At 66.3% G+C, this 20,553-nt stretch carries 17 protein-coding genes and 1 rRNA gene; 10 read left to right on the top strand and 8 right to left on the bottom strand.

Annotated features, from left to right (window positions below):
* The 4 genes from L8F96_RS17890 to L8F96_RS17875 all read left to right on the top strand — a co-directional run.
* The coding region (locus tag L8F96_RS17890) for an aldo/keto reductase (protein WP_334656914.1) at positions 1-443 on the top strand (443 nt) is incomplete at its 5' end.
* The gene (locus tag L8F96_RS17885; RefSeq protein WP_334656913.1) at positions 440-1,516 is read left to right on the top strand and encodes an LLM class flavin-dependent oxidoreductase; all 1,077 of its coding nucleotides are present in this window, start codon (positions 440-442) and stop codon (positions 1,514-1,516) included. The genes L8F96_RS17890 and L8F96_RS17885, both read left to right, overlap by 4 nt.
* Before the next feature lie 22 nt (positions 1,517-1,538).
* Positions 1,539-3,533 carry an alpha-glucosidase gene (locus tag L8F96_RS17880; protein ID WP_334656912.1) on the top strand — a complete coding sequence of 665 codons (1,995 nt, stop codon included), beginning with the start codon at positions 1,539-1,541 and terminating at the stop codon, positions 3,531-3,533.
* Between the two features lie 30 nt (positions 3,534-3,563).
* A complete protein-coding gene (locus L8F96_RS17875) occupies positions 3,564-4,601 on the top strand; it encodes a YeiH family protein (RefSeq protein WP_334656911.1) in 1,038 nt (345 codons plus the stop codon).
* Positions 4,602-4,610: 9 nt separating this feature from the next.
* Here L8F96_RS17875 and L8F96_RS17870 read toward each other — a convergent pair whose 3' ends face one another.
* The 3 genes from L8F96_RS17870 to L8F96_RS17860 all read right to left on the bottom strand — a co-directional run bounded on the left by L8F96_RS17870 (position 4,611) and on the right by L8F96_RS17860 (position 9,854).
* A complete protein-coding gene (locus tag L8F96_RS17870; protein WP_334656910.1) occupies positions 4,611-5,441 on the bottom strand; it encodes a DUF4336 domain-containing protein in 831 nt (276 codons plus the stop codon).
* Between the two features lie 69 nt (positions 5,442-5,510).
* A complete protein-coding gene (locus L8F96_RS17865; RefSeq protein WP_334656909.1) occupies positions 5,511-7,298 on the bottom strand; it encodes a class I adenylate-forming enzyme family protein in 1,788 nt (595 codons plus the stop codon).
* A 114-nt stretch (positions 7,299-7,412) separates the two neighbouring features.
* Positions 7,413-9,854, bottom strand: a complete 2,442-nt coding sequence (locus tag L8F96_RS17860; protein ID WP_334656908.1) for a TonB-dependent receptor — start codon at positions 9,852-9,854, stop codon at positions 7,413-7,415.
* Positions 9,855-10,050: 196 nt separating this feature from the next.
* On the opposite strand from L8F96_RS17860, the gene L8F96_RS17855 reads away from it, so the two are divergent.
* Both L8F96_RS17855 and L8F96_RS17850 read left to right on the top strand, forming a co-directional pair.
* Positions 10,051-10,665, top strand: coding sequence for a TetR/AcrR family transcriptional regulator (locus L8F96_RS17855; protein WP_046408189.1), 615 nt, complete (start codon positions 10,051-10,053; stop codon positions 10,663-10,665).
* A 179-nt stretch (positions 10,666-10,844) separates the two neighbouring features.
* Positions 10,845-12,182, top strand: a complete 1,338-nt coding sequence (locus L8F96_RS17850) for a dicarboxylate/amino acid:cation symporter (RefSeq protein WP_296220180.1) — start codon at positions 10,845-10,847, stop codon at positions 12,180-12,182.
* Positions 12,183-12,189: 7 nt separating this feature from the next.
* Here the strand turns inward: L8F96_RS17850 and L8F96_RS17845 are convergent, their stop codons facing one another.
* Entirely contained in the window at positions 12,190-13,089 is a 900-nt protein-coding gene (locus tag L8F96_RS17845) for a fatty acid desaturase family protein (RefSeq protein ID WP_046408185.1), read from the bottom strand.
* Between the two features lie 84 nt (positions 13,090-13,173).
* Between L8F96_RS17845 and L8F96_RS17840 the strand changes: the two genes are divergently transcribed.
* The 3 genes from L8F96_RS17840 to L8F96_RS17830 all read left to right on the top strand — a co-directional run bounded on the left by L8F96_RS17840 (position 13,174) and on the right by L8F96_RS17830 (position 15,839).
* Positions 13,174-13,932 carry a hypothetical protein gene (locus tag L8F96_RS17840; protein WP_136450342.1) on the top strand — a complete coding sequence of 253 codons (759 nt, stop codon included), beginning with the start codon at positions 13,174-13,176 and terminating at the stop codon, positions 13,930-13,932.
* 415 nt (positions 13,933-14,347) lie between these two features.
* Positions 14,348-14,896, top strand: coding sequence for a DUF4142 domain-containing protein (locus L8F96_RS17835; protein ID WP_231621873.1), 549 nt, complete (start codon positions 14,348-14,350; stop codon positions 14,894-14,896).
* Positions 14,897-14,984: 88 nt separating this feature from the next.
* Positions 14,985-15,839, top strand: a complete 855-nt coding sequence (locus L8F96_RS17830) for an MBL fold metallo-hydrolase (protein ID WP_334656907.1) — start codon at positions 14,985-14,987, stop codon at positions 15,837-15,839.
* A gap of 58 nt (positions 15,840-15,897) precedes the next feature.
* On the opposite strand, the gene L8F96_RS17825 is transcribed toward L8F96_RS17830, so the two are convergent.
* The 3 genes from L8F96_RS17825 to L8F96_RS17815 are packed head-to-tail and all read right to left on the bottom strand — an operon-like array spanning position 15,898 to position 18,497.
* Positions 15,898-16,014: a DUF2474 domain-containing protein gene (locus L8F96_RS17825; protein ID WP_334656906.1), complete on the bottom strand. Its 117-nt coding sequence runs from the start codon at positions 16,012-16,014 to the stop codon at positions 15,898-15,900.
* The gene (cydB, locus tag L8F96_RS17820; RefSeq protein ID WP_334656905.1) at positions 16,014-17,021 is read right to left on the bottom strand and encodes a cytochrome d ubiquinol oxidase subunit II; all 1,008 of its coding nucleotides are present in this window, start codon (positions 17,019-17,021) and stop codon (positions 16,014-16,016) included. Before cydB ends, L8F96_RS17825 begins: the two co-directional genes overlap by 1 nt.
* 3 nt (positions 17,022-17,024) lie before the next feature.
* Positions 17,025-18,497 carry a cytochrome ubiquinol oxidase subunit I gene (locus tag L8F96_RS17815; RefSeq protein ID WP_046408178.1) on the bottom strand — a complete coding sequence of 491 codons (1,473 nt, stop codon included), beginning with the start codon at positions 18,495-18,497 and terminating at the stop codon, positions 17,025-17,027.
* A gap of 226 nt (positions 18,498-18,723) precedes the next feature.
* Here L8F96_RS17815 and L8F96_RS17810 point away from each other — a divergent pair, with 226 nt between their 5' ends.
* Positions 18,724-20,058 carry a GGDEF domain-containing protein gene (locus L8F96_RS17810; RefSeq protein ID WP_334656904.1) on the top strand — a complete coding sequence of 445 codons (1,335 nt, stop codon included), beginning with the start codon at positions 18,724-18,726 and terminating at the stop codon, positions 20,056-20,058.
* Between the two features lie 265 nt (positions 20,059-20,323).
* Here the strand turns inward: L8F96_RS17810 and rrf are convergent.
* A 5S ribosomal RNA gene (rrf, locus tag L8F96_RS17805) occupies positions 20,324-20,438 on the bottom strand.
* Positions 20,439-20,553: the final 115 nt, after the last annotated feature.

The following is a 20,553-nucleotide window of genomic DNA, read 5'->3' as shown; positions in this document are numbered from 1 at the left end:
GCGCGATCGGCGTGTCGAACCATACGCCAAGCCAGACCGCGGCGCTGGCCGAATATCTGACCGTGCCGGTCGTCAGCCATCAGCCGGAATTCTCGGCATTGGCGATCAAGCCGCTGTTCGACGGCCTGTTCGACCAGGCAATGCAGCGTGGCATGGCGGTGCTGGCCTGGTCGCCGTTGGGCGGCGGTCGCCTGGCCGATCCGACGGACGAGCGCGCGCGCGCCGTCGCCGCATTGCTCGATGTGAAGGCGCATGAAGCGGGCGTCGATCGCGCCGCCGCCGCCTATAGCTGGATCATGGCGCACCCAGCGCGCCCGATCCCGATCGTCGGCACGCAGAATGTGTCGCGGATCGCGACGATCCCCGACGCCTACAAACCACAATGGACGCGCGAGGAATGGTACGCCGTCCTTCAAGCCAGCATGGGAGAGCGTTTGCCGTGACCGGTTCGACCAATAAACAGTGCGAAGTCAGCTGGTTTTCGGCGCTGTGCGATGACGATTACGAGTTTCTCGGCGTTCCCGATCCCAAGCTGAAGTCGAGCTGGGAGCATTGCCGCGACATCGTGCTTCAGGCCGAGAGCGGCGGGTTCGACAATATTCTGCTGCCGTCGGGCTATGCGCTGGGCATCGACACGACCGCCTTTGCCGCGGCGATCGCGACGATGGTGAAGCGTATCCGGCTGCTGATGGCGGTGCGCATCGGCGAAAGCTGGCCGCCGCAGCTGGCGCGCCAGATCGCGACGATCGACCGCATCCTGGGCGGGCGGCTGACGGTCAACATCATCTCCTCCGACCTGCCGGGCGAAACGCTCGCGTCGGCGCCGCGCTATGCCCGCACGCTGGAGGCGATGCAGATCCTGAAGACCATGCTGAACGGCGCGCCGCTGGACCACCAGGGCGAGTTCTGGAAGCTGAAGCTGGACCCGCCGGCCGTCACCACCGTGTCGGGCAAGTGCCCGCCGCTGTATTTCGGCGGCCTGTCGCCGGACGCTCGCGAGACCGCGGCGCAGGGCGCCGACGTGTATCTGATGTGGCCCGACAAGCGGGAAGCGGTGCAGTCGATCATCGACGACATGACCGCGCGCGCCGCCAAGCACGGCCGCACGCTGAAGTTCGGGTATCGCGCGCATGTCATTGTGCGCGAGACCGAGAGCGAGGCGCGTGCCGCCGCCGATCGCCTGCTGTCCAAGCTGGATGCGGCGCAGGGCGAGGCGATCCGCAACAAGTCGCTAGACACCCAGTCGACCGGCGTCGCGGCACAGGCCGCGCTGCGCGAGAATGCCAGCAACGACGGCTATGCCGAGGACAACCTGTGGACCGGCGTCGGCCGGGCGCGCTCGGGCTGCGGCGCGGCGATCGTCGGTGATCCCGACCAGGTGCTCGCCAAGCTGAAGATGTACCAGGACATGGGGATCGAGGCGTTCATCCTGTCGGGCTATCCGCATGCCGCGGAGGCCGATTTGTTCGCACGCCATGTGCTTCCCAAGCTGCAGCACGGCCCGCTGACGCTGTAACAACCTTCCCGGAGGCTTTTGAATGACGGTGACGCTTCGCCCCGCGGAGAGCGGTTTCGATATCTTCGCGGGCGAGGCGCTGGTCATTCGCCACCGCGCCGACGCGCCTGCGCTGTTCGTCGGTGCGGGGCGGCCGCTGGTCGACATGTACCGCGGCAATTACTTCCTGGAGGACCGGGTCGACGAGCGGGTCGCGCTGCGCGAGGCGAGCGTCGCTGGCGACACCGTCACGCTGTCCGCCGGTGGGCGCGCGCTGCTGACGCTGACGTTGCGTGACGATGCGCTGCATCTGGAAGCGCTCGACCCGGCGCTCAACCGCCTGTGGCTCAACATGGTCGGTGCGGCGGGCGAGCGGCTGTGGGGCGGCGGCGAGCAGATGTCCTATGTCGACATGGCGGGGCGGCGCTTCCCGATGTGGACGTCGGAGCCCGGCGTCGGGCGCGACAAGTCGACGCTGCTGACGTTCCAGTGCGATCGCGACCATCGTTCGGGCGGCGACTATTGGAACACCAACTATCCGCAGCCGACATATCTGTCGTCGCGGCGCTATGCGCTGCACGTCGATACGACGGCCTATAGCTGCTTCGACTTCCGCGATGCTGCTGCGCCCGCGGTCGAGGTGTGGGAGGTGCCGGCGCGGATCGAGCTGTTCGCCGCGACGCGCTTTGCCGATCTGGTGACGCAGCTTTCGACGCGGTTCGGGCGCCAGCCGCTGCTGCCCGAATGGGCCTATTCGGGCGCGATCCTGGGGCTGAAGGACGGCGCCAACAGCTTCGACCGGATGGAGAAGATCATCGCGGCGGGCGCGGTGGTCACTGGCTTGTGGTGCGAGGATTGGGTCGGGCTTCGCGTCACCAGTTTCGGCAAGCGGCTGTTCTGGGACTGGAAGGCGAACGAGGCGCGCTATCCGCATCTGCGCCAGAAGATCGCCGAGCTGAACGAACGCGGCATTCGCTTTCTTGGCTATGTGAACCCGTATCTGGCGGTCGACGGATCGCTGTATGTCGAGGCGGCGGAGGCGGGGTATCTCGCGCTGAAGCTCGACGCCGATGAGCCGTATCTGGTCGATTTCGGCGAATTTGATTGCGGGATCGTCGATTTCACCAATCCCGCCGCCGCCGACTGGTTCGCCGATCGCGTGATCGGGCGCGAGATGCTGGATTTCGGGCTGTCGGGCTGGATGGCCGATTTCGGCGAGTACCTCCCCACCGACGTTCGCCTGTTCGACGGCACCGACGGGATGCTGGCGCACAATGCCTGGCCGACGATCTGGGCCGAGGTGAATGCGCGCGCGATCGCCTCGCGCGGGAAGACGGGCGATGCGCTGTTCTTCATGCGCGCCGGGTTCAGCGGCGTGGGCGCATATTGCCCGCTGCTGTGGGCGGGCGACCAGAGCGTCGATTTCACGCGGCATGACGGGATCGGCACGGTGATCCGGGGGGCGCTGTCCTCCGGCCTGGTTGGCAATGCCTATCACCACAGCGATCTGGGCGGATACACCAGCCTGTACGACAATGTCCGCACCGCCGAGCTGCTGATGCGGTGGAGCGAGTTGTCGGCATTCTCGCCGATCATGCGCAGCCATGAGGGCAATCGGCCCGACACAAACCTTCAGCTGGATGGCGACGCCGAGGTGCTGGCTCATTTCGTCGCCATGACGAAGGTTCATGCCGCGCTGGTACCTTATGTCGCGGAACTGTGCCGCGAGGCGGCAGCGACTGGCCTGCCGCTGCAACGGCCGCTGTTCCTCGATTATGAGGATGATGCCGGCTGCTGGGGCGTAGAGACGCAATTCGCTTATGGCCGCGACCTGATCGTCGCGCCGGTGATTGAGGCGGGTGCGGCGCGGTGGAGCGCCTATCTGCCGGCCGGGGCGGAATGGCGCCACGTCTGGTCGGGCGAGACCTTCGCCGGCGGCGACACGGTGGAAGTGGCGGCGCCGATCGGACAGCCGCCAGTATTCTATCGTACCGACAGTGCGCATGCCGCGCTGTTCGCCGGACTTGCCACGCTCTAACATGATCCGCGCGACCAAGGAGGCGCGGGCGTGACGCGCCATGCATCATTGCCGCTGGCAGCGGACCTGTACAACGACCTGGAGCCATCGCCCAAGAGCAGCTGGCGCGACCTGCTGCCGGGCCTGACGGTCGCGGTGCTGGCGACGATGGCGGCGGGGTTCGTCGCCGACCATTATGGCGCGCCGCTGACGCTGATGGCGCTGCTGATCGGGCTGGCGCTCAACTTCATCGGTGCTGATCCACGCATGGGACCGGGGCTGGGGTTCGCGTCCAAGACGCTGCTGCGGCTGGGCATCGTGCTGGCCGGCGCCCGCATCACCGTGGGGCAGATCATCGACCTTGGGCCGCTGACGCTGCTGGCGGTGCTGGTGATCCTGCTGGCGACGCTGGGCGCGGGGATCGCGTCTGCGCGCGCGGCGGGCCTCGGCAGCGCATTCGGCACGCTGGCGGGCGGCGCGGTGGCGATCTGCGGCGCGTCCGCCGCGATGGCGCTGGCGACGACGCTGGGCGAGCGGCGCGCGAACCAGGCGCAGCTGGCGCTGGTGCTGGTGGGCATTTCCGCCGCCAGCGCCGCCGCGATGTTCCTGTATCCGATACTGGCGCACCAATTGGGGCTGAACGACCGGCAGGCGGGGTTCATGCTGGGCGCGTCGATCCATGACGTCGCGCAGGCGATCGGCGCCGGCTACAGCTTCTCCGACGAGGCGGGCCAGGTGGCGGCGATCGTCAAGCTGACGCGGGTCGCGCTGCTCGCCCCGGTGCTGGCGCTGGTGGCCGCGTTCTTCCGGTCCGAGGACGGCAAGAAGACCGGCATCCCCCTGCCGTGGTTCGTGATCGGTTTCTTCGTGTTCGCCGGGATCAACTCGCTGGGCGTGATCCCGACGATGGTCAGCAACGGGGCGCAGGATGTGGCCACCGCGTGCCTTGCGTGCGCGGTCGCCGCGACGGGCATCCGCGCACCGATGAGCTCGCTGCTCGAAACCGGTTTCAAGCCGCTGCTGGTGATCATCCTTGCCTCGCTGGTCGCGCTGGCGCTGTCGCTGGGCGGGGCGCTGATCCTGCTTTAGTCGCTGGCGTCAGGCGGGGGCCTTGAGCCAGGCGAAACCCTGACGCAGCTGTTCGGTGCCGCGCCCGCGGAAGATGTCGCCGTGCGCGAACACCACGGCCTCGGGCGCGAGCGCGATCATCCGGTCGACCTGCGCCCGCACCTCGCCGGCATGGCCGCGCAGGGCGGCGCGGGCGTGGAGCGCGCTGGTGCCGCTGGTCGCCTTCACCGCGCGCATCAGCGGGGCGGTGACGGGGCCGAGTTTCTGCGGATCGAGATTCTCGATGAGGTCGGTCAGCACCAGCGTGCGGCTGGGCTTGTGGAAGAACCATGCCTCCTGAAAGCCGCCGTCGCCGGTGACCAGCCCTTGTTCGATGTCCGCCGCCCATGCCGAGGGGGTGGTGTCGGCGAGATCGGCGTCGATCCGCACCTTCGCACGGCGTACCGCCGGACGATCGCGCAGCACCGGCACGGCCCAGGTGGTCGCGTCCGGGTAAGCGGCCTGCCATTCGGCAAGGAAGATCCAGTGCGCCATGCTGGGCGCGACGAGATGACGGATCGGGCCGAGGTCGCGCAGCGCGCGGGCCAGCGCGGGTGTATATTGCGTGGGCGAATGAAGGACGAGGCCGCCGTCAGCGAGGCGAAGCACCGTCATGCGGATCGGCAATTGCATTCCCATCGCGTTGATCGGGCCACTGTCGACGATCCACAGCCCCTCACCCAGCGGCTTGGGCACGTCGAGCGGCGGATAGGCGATGGCGTTCCTGTCGCGGGGCGCGCCGCGAGTGAGGTACAATGCCGCGCCGATCGCTGCCGCGCCGACGCCCAGCAGAAGCGTCCGTCCGTGTCGCCGTTCGGCCATGTTCCATCTCCTGTATCGATCGGTGCCGGCAGCCGGCCGCATCCTGGCAGGTGGCCCCTGCCCTTTCGGTCAGGAAGCGCCGGAGCGGCCCGCAGGTTCCGCCTGATGCCGTGCCACGAGCTCTGCGCGCAAGACGGGCTTCAGCGTCTTGCCGCTGGCGTTGCGCGGGAACTCCTCGCGGCGGACGTCGATGCGCACGGGCACCTTGAAGGGCGCGAGGAGGCGCGCGGCATAAGCGATCAGCTCCTCCTCGGTCACGTCGGCGCCGGGGCGAAGCTGCACCAGCGCGCCGACTTCCTCACCCAGGATGCGGTGCGGCAGGCCGACGACGGCGGCATCCATGACCTGCGGGTGCGCTACCATGACATCCTCGATCTCCACGCAATAGACGTTCTCGCCGCCGCGGATCAGCATGTCCTTGGCCCGGTCGAGGAGATAGACGAAGCCTTCCTCGTCGATGCGACAAATGTCGCCGGTGTGGTACCAGCCGTCGGTGAAGGTTTCGGCGGTTGCCTCCGGCTTGTTCCAATAGCCGACGACCACATTGGGGCCGCGGATCCACAATTCGCCGGCCTCCCCGCGCGGCAGCTCCTGCCCGTCGGTACCCACCACCTTCACGTCGCAGACCGGAACGGCGAGGCCGACGCTGTCGGGGCGGCGCAGGTAATCCTCCGCGCTGTTGCCGATCGACACCGATGACGTTTCAGTCGCGCCATAGCCCTGGCCGGGCTTGAACCATGGAAACAGCTCAGCGAATTTCAGCGTCAGTTCGGGGGCGATCGCGGCGCCGCCATAGCCGTAGCTGTCGAGGCTGGAGAGATCACGGCGGGCGAAATCGGGGGATTCGAGCACTTGCCACACCATGGCGGGAACGCCGGTGGTGGAGTTCACCCGCTCCGCCTCGACCAGTTCCAGGAAGCGTTCGGGGTGCCATTTGTGCATCAGCACCAGCTTCGCGCCCGCCATGACGGTGGGGATCAGCATCGAATTGGTGCCGGTGACGTGGAAGAGCGGGACCGGGAGCAGGTTCACCCGCTGCGGCGCGTCAGGATCAGGCGCCGGCAAAGGATCGCCGCGGCGGATGGTGGCGCGGGCGTTGTTGAAGGCGATCGAGATGACGTTGGTGAGGACGTTGCGGTGGGTGCCGAGCGCGCCCTTGGGCCGCCCGGTGGTGCCGCTGGTATAGAGGATGGTGGCGGGATCGTCGGTGTGGAGGCCGGGATCGGGCATGGGATCGTCGGGGAGGTCGGCGTAACGATCGCGCGGGCCGATCAGATGGTCGAGCGGGATCGCGCCGGTGCCGTGATCGGTATCGCTGCGCACCGAGATGAGCCCGTCGAGCGCGAGATCGGCCACGAAAGGCGCGAGGCGTTCGAGCCGGTCGGCATCGACGATCGCGACGCGCGCACCCGAATCGGTGATGCCATAGGCGAGCTCGTCCCCCAGCCCCCAGGCGTTGAGCGGCGTGACGACGGCGCCGATCGAGACGCCGGCCCAGAAGGCGAGCGACCATTCGGGAAGGTTGCGCATCGCGATGACCAGCCGGTCGCCCTTGCGCACCCCGAAGCGATCGTGGAGCACGCGCCCGAGTTGCCCGGCGGCGCGGAAATGCGCGCCATAGCTTTGCCGTTCGCCCTCATAGATGATGAATTCACGGTCGCCCCAGCCGCGACCGAGATCGAACACCTGCCGCAGGTCGTTGAGCGCGTTGGCATAGGTGCGCAGCGGCACGCCGCGGATGACCTCCTCACGCATTTCGAACGGGGCGCCGGGGGCGGTCAGCGTGCGGTAGGTTTCCTCAAGGGAGACTGCCGGCCAGTTTCCGACGACCGGCGCGGCGGCAGCGCGCTTATCCATATGCTCATCCTCTCGCCTCGCCGGTAAGCCGGCTGTTTTAGAATGAGTGTTGGATCGGAGCCGCGGGGGCAAGGCCAAAAGCATCGCCCCCGCGCGAACCGGCTGCTGTCGCGATCAGAAACGGACCCGGCCGGTCACGCCGTAAAGGCGCGGCTGGCCGATGAACGCGCCATAAGTGCCGCTTTGCAGCGGCTGATCGACGATCACCTGATAATAGTTGGAGTTGGTGAGGTTCTGCGCCCAGACCTCAAGCGACCAGGCCTCGTTGGTGGGTTCGATCCCGACACGGGCGTTGAGCAAGGCGAACGGCTGCTGCACCTTCAACGGATCGAGGTTGGAGCCTGTATTGTAGCTCGACGTCCATTTGAGCGACGCGGACGACAGGAAGTTGAGATCCGAGGTCATCGGCTGTTTCGACGTGAAGCCGCCGGTGACGTTCCACTTCGCCGCATAGGGAAGCTGGTTGCCCGACAGGCGCGTCAGGTTCGGCAGCGGCGGAGGGAAATCGCCGAACTTCGTATCGGCATAGGTCGCGCCGGCGTTCAGCGTCAGGCCCTGAATGCCGGTGTTGTACAGTAGGTCGAGGTCGACGCCCTTTGACGTCACCTTTGGGATCGAGGTCACGACGAAGCTGACCCCGGTGTAGGTGTTGAGCTGGAAGTCCGTGTACGTCTGGTAGAAAGCAGCGATGTTGGCGAGCAGCCGCTGGCCGAGCCAGCTCGTCTTGGTGCCGATTTCGTAGCTTTCGACCTTTTCGGTGGCAAAGGACGTGTCGGGATTGATGACGCCGATCGCGGTGCGGGCGCGATCGAGGTTGAAGCCGCCCGATTTGAAGCCGTTGGCGTAGGAGCCATAGGCCATGACGCTGGGCGAGAAGCGATATTGCAGCTTGGCCGAGCCGGCCCAGCGGTTTTCCGGGCGGCGCTGCTGCGTCGTCACATCGTTGAACGCGACATCCGAGGTGGGCGAGCAGAGCGCGGTGATCGCCGCCGCCGGGAGCCGGCGCGCGAGGGCGGCGGCGCAGGCGTTGGCGGGCGAGGTGTTGGTGTAGTGCGAGGTCGTGCGCTTGACCTCGTCAGTGTAGCGGATGCCCAGCGTCAGATCGAGACCATCGGCGATCGTGAAGGTATTGTCGGTGAAGACCGCGAAGGACGAGGCGCGGTGGCGGTGGAAATCGCGCTGGCCGGTGTTGGGCACGAAATTGCTGCCCGCGGCGATACCGGTGAGCGCCGAGACCGCATTGGGATTGGTGCCCCCGGACAGCAGCAGGCCGAAATAGCGTTCGTAATCGCTGCCGAAGAAGGTGTTCTGGCGCGCTTCCAACCGCTCGTCGGCGTAGAAGACGCCGAGGATCGAGTTGATCCTCTCGCTGTTATAGGCGAGCCGCGCCTCCTGCGAGAACACCTTGAACTGGTTCGAATTGCCGTCCGAGCCCCGATACCAGATGTCGGCGGAGGAATAGTCGATGTCGACGCCGCTGTTCGACTTGTAATAGCGATAGGCGGTGATCGAGGTGAGGCTGAGCGTGTCGCTCAATTCCCAGTCGAGCTGGCCCGAGACGCCGCGGTCGCGGATGCGGAAATCGGTTGGGCGGTTGGCGTAGGTGATGCGGTCGAACGGCTTGCCGTTGCGCAGCGTACCGGCGTCCGGCGCGAGCGCATCGACGAAGGCGGCGGTCGGCCCGGCGATGCTGGGCGCGTTGACGCAGCAATCCTCGTCGCGTTCGGACCAGTCGCCGATCAGCCGGATGTCGACCCGGTCGGTCGGGCGGATGAGCAGCTGGGCACGTACCGTCCAGTTGTTTTCATTGTCGGCGCGCGTGCTGGTGCGCGGGCCGGCGCCGGTGCGCACCTTCCAGAAGCCGTCGCGTTCGCGCTTCAACGCGAAGATGCGGCCCGCGACGGTATCGCCGATCAGCCCGCCGGTCGCCGCGCCGGACACGGTCCAGGCGTTGTAATTGCCGTAGCTGCCGACGAATTCGGCCGATGGATTGAAGCTGGGCGAGGCGGAAATCACGTTGATGACGCCGGCCGACATGTTCTTGCCGAACAGGGTCGATTGCGGGCCCTTCAGCACCTCCACCCGCTCAAGTTCGCCCAGGTCGCCGAAGGCGACGCCGCTGCGTGCGCGATAGACGCCGTCGACGATCGTGCCGACCGAGCTTTCAAGGCCGGGATTGTCGCCCACCGTGCCGACGCCGCGGATACGGATCGAGGTTTGCGCGGGCGAGGTGGAGGAGGTGACGTTCAGGCCCGGGGTGATCGTCTGGAGATCCTTGACGTCGCGCACGCCGGCATTTTCGAGCTGCTGCTGGTTAAGCACCGACACCACGACCGGCACGTCCTGCAGCCGCTGTTCGCGCTTCTGCGCGGTGACGATGATCTCGCCGTCGTCCGCCTGTGGGCTGCGCGTGGCGTCGGCCGTGCTGGTGGCGGGCACCGGTGCGGCGGGATCATTTGCCGGATTGGCGCTGGCCGAAGCGGCTTCCTGCGCCGCCGCGCTGACCGAGACGGTCGATATCGCCAGCGCAAGGATGGACGCGGTAGAACGCAACATCACATTTTCCTCCCATAAAGACGTGCGGCGCGTGTCACGCCGTTCTCGTTCTTCGCCGGTCGCAGAACCGGCATGTTCTTGTACGATCGGAAAGGGTGCGGCGGACCTGCCACTTGTGCCAGGGTGATGAGGCGGGAAGGGTGCGCGCCGCCCGGGCGCTTGAGAGATCGCGCCAAATCCTTATATACTAAGCGTTATGGAATCGATCACCGCACCGGCCGCCGCGAAGGGACGCCCGCGCGAGTTCTGCGTCGACGAGGCGCTGAGCAAGGCGCTCGGCGTGTTCTGGGCCAAGGGCTATGAGGGCGCGTCGATGGCCGACCTCACCGAGGCGATGGGAATCACAAAGCCCAGCCTGTACGCCGCATTCGGCAACAAGGAAGCGCTGTTTCACAAGGCGCTGGACCTCTACGAGGCGGAGAAGCTGGCCTATACCCGCGAGGCGCTGGAGCAGCCGACCGCGCGCGCGGTGGCCGAGCATTTCATGCGCGGTGCGATCGACGCGCAGACCAGCAAGTGCGATCCCAAGGGGTGCCTGGGGGTGATCAGCGCAACGGCGTGCGGCGCGGAGGCGGAATCGATCAAGGCCGACGTGATCCAGCGGCGCGCCTCGTCGCAGGCCGCGCTGGTCGAGCGGTTTCGCCAGGCCAAGCGCGACGGCGACCTGCCCGACCATGTCGATCCCGAGGCGCTGACGTCGTACCTCTACGCGATCCTGCAGGGCATGGCGGTGCAGGCCGGATCGGGCGCGAGCCGTGCGGAGCTGGAACGCGTGGTCGAGACCAGCCTGATGATGTGGCCGACCGCCTGAGCCAGGCGCCGGTGCGGGGCTGAAGCCCGCCGCTTCCCTTGTCATTCCGGGGGCCACACCCGTTCTTTTGCACGGCGAATTGCAGCCGACGCGATTTCTGATCGTGCGCAAAGCCGCCAACGTCCTCTATCATTGTCGGCGCGGCCCCCGTTGGGCCGTAGCCCGGCGATGCTGAGAGGATGATCGGCTTGATTACATTGGAAGCGGTTTCGCTGCCCCGCAAACCGCGCTGGTATTCGCACCTTTACGTCCAGGTGCTGATCGCGATTACCGCCGGCGTGCTGCTGGGCCATTTCGCACCCGGCACGGGCGAGGCGATGAAGCCGATCGGCGATGGCTTCATCAAGCTGGTGAAGATGATCATCGTGCCGGTGATCTTCCTGACCATCGTCACCGGAATCGCGGGGATGCGCGACCTGAGCGCGGTCGGGCGCGTCGCGGGCAAGGCATTCGCCTATTTCCTGTTCTTTTCCACGCTGGCGCTGATCGTCGGGTTGATCGTCGCCAATGTCGTGCGCCCGGGCGCGGGGCTCAACATCGATCCCGCGACGCTCGACCCCTCGCGGGTCGCGACCTATTCGGAACAGGCGCACGAGACGACGCTGACCGGGTTCCTGATGAGCATCATCCCCGACACGTTCCTCTCGGCGCTGACCGACGGCAACATCCTGCAGACCTTGTTCGTGGCGATCCTGTTCGGCATCGGGCTGGCGATGATCGGCGAGCGCGGCAACCGGCTGCTCGTCGCGCTGAACGACGTGTCGCTTGCGGTGTTCAAGATCGTCGCGATCCTGATGAAGGCGGCGCCGGTGGGCGCATTCGGCGCGATGGCGTTCACGATCGGGCGCTATGGCGTGGGAACGCTGGCCAATCTCGCCGCGCTGGTCGGCACCTTCTACCTGACGTCGCTATTGTTCGTCATTGTGGTGCTGGGCGCGGTGGCGCGGCTGTGCGGTTTTTCGATCTTTCGCTTGATCGCCTATCTGAAGGCCGAATTGCTGTTGGTGCTGGGCACGTCATCGTCGGAAAGCGCACTGCCCTCGCTGATCGAGAAGATGGAGCGGGCGGGCTGCCCCAAGACAGTCGTCGGCCTGGTCGTGCCGACCGGCTATTCGTTCAACCTGGACGGCACCAACATCTACATGACGCTCGCCGCGCTGTTCATCGCGCAGGCGTGCAACGTCGAGCTGACGCTGGGGCAGCAATTGCTGTTGCTGGGCGTGGCGATGCTGTCGTCGAAGGGCGCGGCGGGGGTGACGGGTGCCGGCTTCATCACGCTGGCCGCGACACTGTCGATCGTGCCCGACGTGCCGATCGCGGGCATGGCGCTGATCCTGGGTGTCGACCGGTTCATGTCGGAATGCCGCAGCCTGACGAACTTCATCGGCAATGCCGTGGCGACGATCGTGGTCGCGCGCTGGGAGGGGCGGCTGGATCGCGAGCAGCTCGACGCGGCGCTGTCCGGCCGGGCGGTGCCGATCGACGATCAGCCGGCCGGGGCAGTGCCGGCCGGGTGAAGCGCGGTCAGTGCGCAGGGAGCGGCTGCACCGCGCGGCGGATCACGTCGGCATAGCCGCGCGAGATGCACTGGAAACCGTCGTAATAGCCGCGCGCCACCAGCAGCCGGTGCATCGCGCGCAGCCGATAGGGCGGCACACCCGCCGCGAGATGGTGTTCGAGATGGAAGTGAACGTCGTTGGGGGCAACGAACAGCTTCTCCCACCAGCGCGCGACGGTCGTGGAGGTGTTGCGCCGCGGATCGAGATCGCTGCGCTCCTCCGCCACGCCATGCTCGCCAATCTGGCGGAGGCGAACGATCGCGGGATAGACGAACAATTGCGCCGCCCACCACAGGCCATAGGCCCACCAGCCGCCGGCGAGCGCAAGCGCGGTGAACAGGGCGAGGTGGAACGCGACCCACGGCCATTGCTCCGCCAGCCGGAACGTCTTCAGCTCGCGCGCCAGATCCCGAACGCCGGTGCGCCCGGTCAGGTCGCGCACGAACTTGCGGCGCAGCGAGGCACGGGTGACGGGATAGGCGCGGACGAAGCCGATGTCGGGATCCTGCGGCGTGCCGGCGAAGCGATGATGCTTCAGATGGTAGCTGCGGTATTTCGCCAGCGACGTATTCATCGGATAGCCAGCCAGCCACTGGCCCGCGATCTCGTTCGCACGGCGCGAGGCGAACAGCGCATGGTGCGCGCAATCATGAACAATGATGCCCAGCCCGAGCTGGCGCCCGGCGAGCAGCAGGACGGCAAGCACGATCGTCAGCGGATTGGGCCAGGCGATCGCCAGCGCAAAGGCGAACGCGATGATCGCCCAATTGACCGCGATCGTCCAGGCGCCGCGCAGGTTGGACGGTCGCATCAGCGCCGCCAGTTCATCCTTGCTGAGAAAATCGGTGATCGGTGCGGGCTTCATGCGTAGGCTCCCCGAATGACCGGGCAACTTGTAACGCATAATTACGACGCGAGTCAATTTTCGTTACAAGACTGGCGAGCGCCCTTGTCGGCGCGATCGCTGGCACTGGGGTTCCTGTCAGCGGTGCGGCGCCCGATGCGGGTCGCCGAGCTGGTGCGGCGCGGCGAGGTAATGGGGCTGGATGGCGGCGCGATGCGCGTGGCGCTGGGCCGTCTGTGCCGCGAGGGCACGGTGCAGCAGGTCGAACGCGGGCTGTACGCGATCGGCCCTGGCGGCATGGCGCTGGACGAACGGGCACGCGGCTGGGCGAGCGCGGAAACGCGCGTGCGGGACTGGGACGGGCGATGGCTGATCGTGCTGGTCGACCATCTGGGTCGCAGCGACCGTCGCCGGCTGCGCGAACGCGAACGGGCGCTGACGCTCCATGGCCTGGCGCGGACGCCGTCGGGCGCCTGGGTGCGGCCACACAATCTGGCCGATCCGATGCCGCAGCTTGCCCGGCAGCTTCATGCGATCGGGCTCGACCGCGAGGCGACGATCATCGGCGACGCATGTTCGAGTGATGACTCAGCCTGGAAGGCGCTGTGGCCGCGCGACGCGATCGAGGCGGGGTATCGCCATTGGATCGGCGAGATGGACGCCAGCGCCGCGCGGCTGCCGACGATGACCGCCGACGGGGCGGCGCGCGAGACATTGCTGCTTGGCCAATCGGTGATCCGCGCGATCAATCGTGATCCGATGCTGCCCTCCGCCCTGATCGACACCGGGCTGCGCGCGGCGATGATCGATGCGATGCGGCATTATGATGCGGTGGGCAAAGCCGCCTGGGACCAGGTGGCATAGAGTCTGCACGGGCCCGAAGGACCTCGTGAGCGCCGCCATGAAGAATAAGCGGGGGCGGTCGAAGTAGCCGCCAAGTTGATCCAAGTTGCTCAGAAAGTTTGGCAAAGCGCCTGGCACTGACGCGACCATCCGCCCGCTCGTTTGTTGGAGGCAACAGGCAGGGGCTTCCTTGCCGGGGAATGGAGGATCAACGGAACAATTGCGGGCCGCCGCCCCAGCGCGAGGGACAAAATAGGTGTCCGGAAGCGCAAGTCGGTGAGGCGCGCATCGCTAGACCAACGACGACACCCGCGCTTCACGCCTCGGACCGCTCGCAGCACCTGCGCAAGGAAGCGTTGGCCGGCCCTTCTGCCGAACCTTGTCGCGACAGGCACGCACGATCCCCATCGCCCGTGACGCACAACAGGAGAGAATGATGATGAAGACATTTGGTCTTACCATGGCGATGGCGCTGGCCGGAACCGCGTTGCCAGCAATGGCGCAAACCCCGCCCCCGCCGCCCCCGCCCGAAGCGAAGACCCAGGCCGCGCCCTATGTGATGGCGGCGGGCAAGAGCGACCTCTACGAAATCAATTCAAGCAAGATCGCGCTGGAGAAGGCGCAGCGGCCAGAAGTGAAACGCTATGCCCAGATGCTGATCGATCACCATCAGACCACCACGGCAGCGACCATGGCCGCCGCGCGCAAGGCCGGGATGACCCCGCCACCCCCGGCACTCGATGCCGGTGTGACCGCGTCGCTGGCCGAATTGCAGAATGCGGCGCCGGGCGATTTCGACCGCCTGTACCTGGCGCAGCAGGTGCCCGCGCACCAGGCCGCGCTTGACCTGCACCGCAGCTATGGCACCGGCGGCGACCAGCCGGCGCTGCGTTCCTCCGCCAACAAGGCCGTGCCCGTCGTGCGCCAGCACCTGACCGACGCGCAGCGCATGATGAAAGCGACCGCAAAGTCCGGTAGCATGTGAATCATGAACCGCGCGCGGCGGTGATCGCCGCGCGTGACCGGGGGGCGTTGCGGCGCGGCGCCCTCCCCTTGCACATGGGCAAACCCTTATGCGGATCCATCACCTGAATTGCGGCACCGATTGTCCGGTGGGCGGCGCGCTGTACGACGGGCGCAGCCTGGGCGTTCACGGCACGCTCGTCTGCCATTGCCTGTTGATCGAAACCGATGCTCACGGCCTGGTGCTGGTGGATACCGGCTATGGCCTGAACGATGTGCACCATCCGCATGAACACGGGGGGATCCGCATCCCGCGGCCGTGGCGGGCGATGCTGAACATCAAGCTGCGCGAGGAAGATACCGCGATCCGGCAGGTCGAGGCGATGGGTTTTCGCCCCAGCGACGTGCGGCACATCATCGTCACGCACCTCGATTTCGACCATGCCGGCGGGCTGGACGACTTTCCCGCCGCGACCGTGCACGTGATGCAGCGCGAGTTCGACGATGCGACGACGGCGCACGATGCCTTTGTCGCGCGCAACCGCTGGCGCACGCCGCAGCTCAACGATGTGCGCAACTGGCGCCGATACAGCTCGGCCGGGGAGCCGTGGTTCGGGTTCGATGCGGTGCGCGACCTGCCCGGGCTGCCGCCCGAGATCCTGATGATCCCGCTACCCGGCCACACCTGGGGCCATGCCGGCGTCGCGGTGCAGCGCGATGACGGGCGCTGGCTGCTGCACGCGGGCGACGCCTATTTCTATCGCGGGGAGATGCGCACCGCGCGGCGGCGATGCACCCCGGGGCTACGCGCCTACCAGCGGCTGATGGAGGTCAGCGCGGAGCATCGACTAGGCAACCAGGAACGGCTGCGCGCGCTATCGCTGGAGCGCCGCGGTGACGTATCGATCGCCTGCGCGCACGATCCGGTCGAACTGGAGCGCTGCCAGGCGGGCCGGCCGCTATAGTAGCCCAGCGGACGGCGACAAGCGGACGAGGTGTTCCGCGGTCAGCGGCCGCGAAACGTCACGTCTTCAGCCAGAACCGGATCAGCGTTGCCACGATCCCGACGGCAGATACGCTGAGCGCCCAGATGAACGCCATCCACCCGACCCGCTGCCACAAGGGCACGTCCGTATCCATCAATGATAACCCTCCATGCCAACCTTCCCGCGGAACACCCAATAGGACCAGGCCGTGTAGACCAGGATGATCGGCACCAGCACCAGCGCGCCGACCAGCATGAATATCTGGCTGCGTTCGGGCGCCGCGGCCTCCCAGATCGTCAGCGCCTCCGGCACGACATAGGGCCACATGCTGATCCCCAGCCCAATAAAGCTCACCAGGAACAAGGCCAGCGCGAGGAAGAACGGTCGCGCCTCGCGCCGGCGGCGCAGCGAACGGTAAAAGGCGAAGGCGATGATCGCGCTGAGCAGCGGCACCTGAGACGTGAGATAGATCGCCGGCTCGCCCAGCCATTTCTGGCGGTAATCGGCGTCGAGGCCGAGGGTGGCGAAGCTGACCAGCACGATAGCAACCAGGGTCGCCTGGAAGAAGCGGGCGGCAAGGCGATACGCGTGATTCTGCGTCGGCCCTTCCGTCTTCCAGATCAGCCAGGTGGCGCCGAGCAGGCCATAACCGCACACCACGCTGATCCCCGTGAGCATGCTGAACGGGCTCGCCCAATCTAGCCACCCGCCGGCATAGGCGCGGTCGGCAACCGTCACCCCCTGGAGCAGCGCGCCCAATATCACCCCTTGCGAAAAGGCAGCGACGAACGAGCCGGCGGTGAAGGCGAAATCCCAGCCGGCGCGATGTGCCGGATCACGCCAGCGCGCCTCAAAGGCGACGCCGCGAAAGACCAGGCCGAGCAGCATGGCGATGATCGGCGGGTAGAGCCCGGTCATCACCACGCCATAGGCCAGCGGAAAGGCCGCCAGCAGCCCTCCGCCGCCGAGCACCAGCCACGTCTCGTTCCCGTCCCACACCGGCGCGATCGCATTCATCGCCTGATCGCGCTCCGGCCCGACGCCAAAGGCGGGGAAGAGGATGCCGATCCCCAGATCGAACCCGTCCATCACCACATAGGCGAAGACCGCAAAGGCCAGGATGAAGGCCCATACGATCGTGAGGTCGATGTTGACGCCCATGGCTCAGGCTCCCGCCAGTTGCGTGGGACCAGGCGTGATGCCGGCGGTGCGGATCGGACCCGAACCCTCTGTTGGTTCGGGCTCGTGGATCTGCACGCCCTTGTTCATCAGGCGAAGGATGTACCAGGTGCCAAAGCCGAACACCGCGAAATAGACGATGATGAAGGCGACGAGCGAGGCGGCGACGGCAGGTGCCGCAAGCGGCGACACGCTGTCCGCGGTCGTGAGCAGGCCGTAGATCGTGTAGGGCTGGCGTCCGACCTCGGTCGTCACCCAGCCGGCGATCACCGCCACGAACCCCGACGGCCCCATGAACACCGCAGCGCGATGCAGCATGGGAGTATCGTACAGTCTGCCCGTGGCGCGCGCGTACAGGCTCCATAGGCCCAGCGTGAGCATCGCCAGTCCCGTCAGTACCATGATGCGGAAGGCCCAGAACACCATCCCCACCGGCGGCTGTTCAGCGAGGGGCACGGTGTTGAGCCCCGCGAGCGGGGCGTTCAGATCATGCTTCAGGATCAGCGACGACAATTTGGGGATCTCCACCGCGTGGTCGACCCGCCGCTCCTGTGAATTGGGGATGCCGAACAGGATCAGCGGCGCGCCATCAGGGTAGCTTTGATAGTGCCCCTCCATCGCCATCACCTTGACCGGCTGATGATCGAGCGTGTTGAGCCCATGCATGTCGCCGGCGATGATCTGCAGCGGGGCGACGATCGCGGCCATCCACATCGCCATCGACAACATGGTCCGCGCCGCCTCGCCGGATCGCGGTGCGTCGGCGATCAGTTCCCGGGGATCGCTGCCCTCGTGCGAGGCGACGGAATGGCCACGTCGCTGCTTAAGCAATTGCCAGGCGCCGACCGCGCCGACCGCGAAGGCCGTGGTCAGATAGGCGGCCAGAACGGTGTGCAGCAGCCGATAGGGGAAACTGGGGCTGACGATGATCGCCATCCAGTCCGGCCCCGGCACGAACTGGCCATCCGAATTCATCGCATAGCCGGTCGGCGTCTGCATCCAGCTGTTGACGCTGATGATCCAGATCGCGGAGATCAATGTGCCCGCCGCGACCATAAGCGTGGCGAAGAAGTGGAGCGACCGCCCGACCTTCTTCATCCCGAACAGCATGACGCCGAGGAATCCTGCCTCCAGGAAGAAAGCGGTCAGCACCTCATAGGCCATGAGCGGACCGATCACGGGCCCCGCCTTGTCGGAGAAGACCGCCCAATTGGTCCCAAACTGATAGGACATGACGATGCCCGACACGACGCCCATGGCGAAGGTGATGGCGAAAATCTTCAGCCAGAAGCGGAACAGGTCGAGATAGACCGCGCGCCCGGTGCGCAGCCACAAGCCCTCAAGAACGGCCAGATAGCTCGCCAGCCCGATCGAGAAGGCCGGAAAGATGAAATGGAAGCTGACCGTGAAGGCAAACTGGATGCGGGCGAGGAGCAGTGCATCAAGGCCATCGAACATCGGCGTTCATCCTCAAGAAGCGCGCAACCGCCGGACGTGTGCGGAATCTTGAGGCCGAAGCCGACCACGGCGATACCCGTAAGTCCCACAGTGGCCGGCGGACGCACGTCCGGAACGGACGGATGCGCACCCGTCGACCTTTTGCTAACCAGAGCACACCAAAGGCAGGGGAGGCAGGTCTGGTCGGCACCCGCGTCGATGGTGCAATCGTTAGGTGTTAGGTGAAATGGTAGCGAATGAGGCTCTGGGCGATAGCGTCGCAATCCTGCGGCAGATCGCATCGGAGCATGGCGCCGATATGGTGGCGCGTTTCTACGACACGCTGCTGCAGGAGGAAGAGGCGCAGCGGTTCCTCAGCCATTCGGTGGTCCACGGGCGGCTGAGCGCCTCACTGCTCGACTGGCTGACGGCGCTGTTCGACGAGGCCGATATCCGCGATTGCCCACGCCTGCAGGAAAGCCAGCGCGTGATCGGGCAGGTTCACGCGCGGATCAACATTCCCATCCATCTGGTGATGCAGGGCGCGGCGACACTGAAAGCGCGGCTGGCGCAGCTTCTCTCCGCGCGTGCGGAGCCGCAACGCTGCCTGGCGGCGCTGCAGCTGGCGCATGAGCGGATCGACGTCGCAATCATGATGATGAGCCAGGCCTATGTGAAGGACACAACTGCTCGGGCTCGGCTCGATGAGGCATACCGGCTGTTCTCGATCGATCAGGACGTCTCCACCGAGAAGGAGGCGCAGAAGGCAAGCCTGATGGAGTGGAGCCAGAAGACGCTGTTCAGCCTGTTGCATGGGGAGGCTGATCGCGGGCTAACGCGGCTGCTGGATTCTCCCTTCGGGCTGTGGCTGCGGCACCGCGCGAGCTTCATGTTCGAACGATCGGTGATCTACCAGGACCTGCTGGCGGAGACGCAGCGGATCGACCGCGTGCTGCTGCCCGAACTGGAAACGACTGGCGGTCCGAACCAGCGCATGGAGACGCTGTCCGAACTGCAGGCCGCGGTGAGCCGGGTATCGGCGCTGGTCATGGAGCTGTTTCAAAGCCTGACGGCGCTCGAAAGCGGGCGCGACCCGCTCACCCGCGCGCTGAACCGTCGGTTCCTGCCGGCAATCCTCGGGCGGGAGATCGAATTCGCCACGGCGAACGACAGCGGGCTGTGCATCATCCTGCTCGACGTCGACCATTTCAAACGGATCAACGATCGGCACGGGCACCAGACCGGTGATCTGGCGCTCCGTCAGGTGGCGCAGATCGTCATGGATCATGTGCGACCAAGCGACTTCGTCTTCCGCTATGGCGGCGAGGAATTCCTGATCGTGCTTAACGAAACGCACGCCGGGCAGGCGCACGAGATTGCGGAACGTATCCGGGCTGCATTGCAGAAGACGCGGATCGATGCCGGGAGCGACGATCCACTGGCGATCACCGCGTCTATGGGGGTGGCGGAGCATCATGGCCATCCCGATCAGGCGCATCTGATCAAGGCTGCGGACGCAGCGCTGTATCGGGCGAAGGCGGCCGGCCGCAACCGAATCGAGATAGCGCCGACAGCGAGCTGATGCCGCTCCCCAGCGCAGTCAGCACGAGCGGCTGTGTCGGCCAGCCGCCTTGCGTTCCAGTTCCTTGGCCAAGCCCTACAAACGACAACGCCGCCCCGAAGGGCGGCGAGCGTGTGTGTGTANACCGGGCTGCTCCACCCCGCGACACTTGGTTTTGTCCGTTATGGAAACACGAACGCCTCCGTGATTAGCGGAGGCGACGGTGTGTCCTTGATGGACGACAAGATGAATGGGTTCGTTTAATCGTACACACGCAAGCTGCAATGCCTGGCGACGCCCTACTCTTCCATCGCTTAGGCGATAGTACCATTGGCGCAGTCGGGTTTCACGGCCGAGTTCGAGATGGGATCGGGTGGGACACCGACGCTATGGTCACCAGGCAATGAAGCCTGCGGTGTATCCCCATGAAGTGGTACTTCATGGGGGCCCCGGACAAGCTGGGCCTGGCCGGGACGTACGGTTCTAAAATCGATGCACACTTTACGTATGTGTTGT

The sequence above is a fragment of the Sphingomonas panaciterrae genome, assembly GCF_036890205.1.
Classification (GTDB): domain Bacteria; phylum Pseudomonadota; class Alphaproteobacteria; order Sphingomonadales; family Sphingomonadaceae; genus Sphingomonas; species Sphingomonas panaciterrae.
This window is presented reverse-complemented; position numbering and strand designations above follow the sequence as displayed.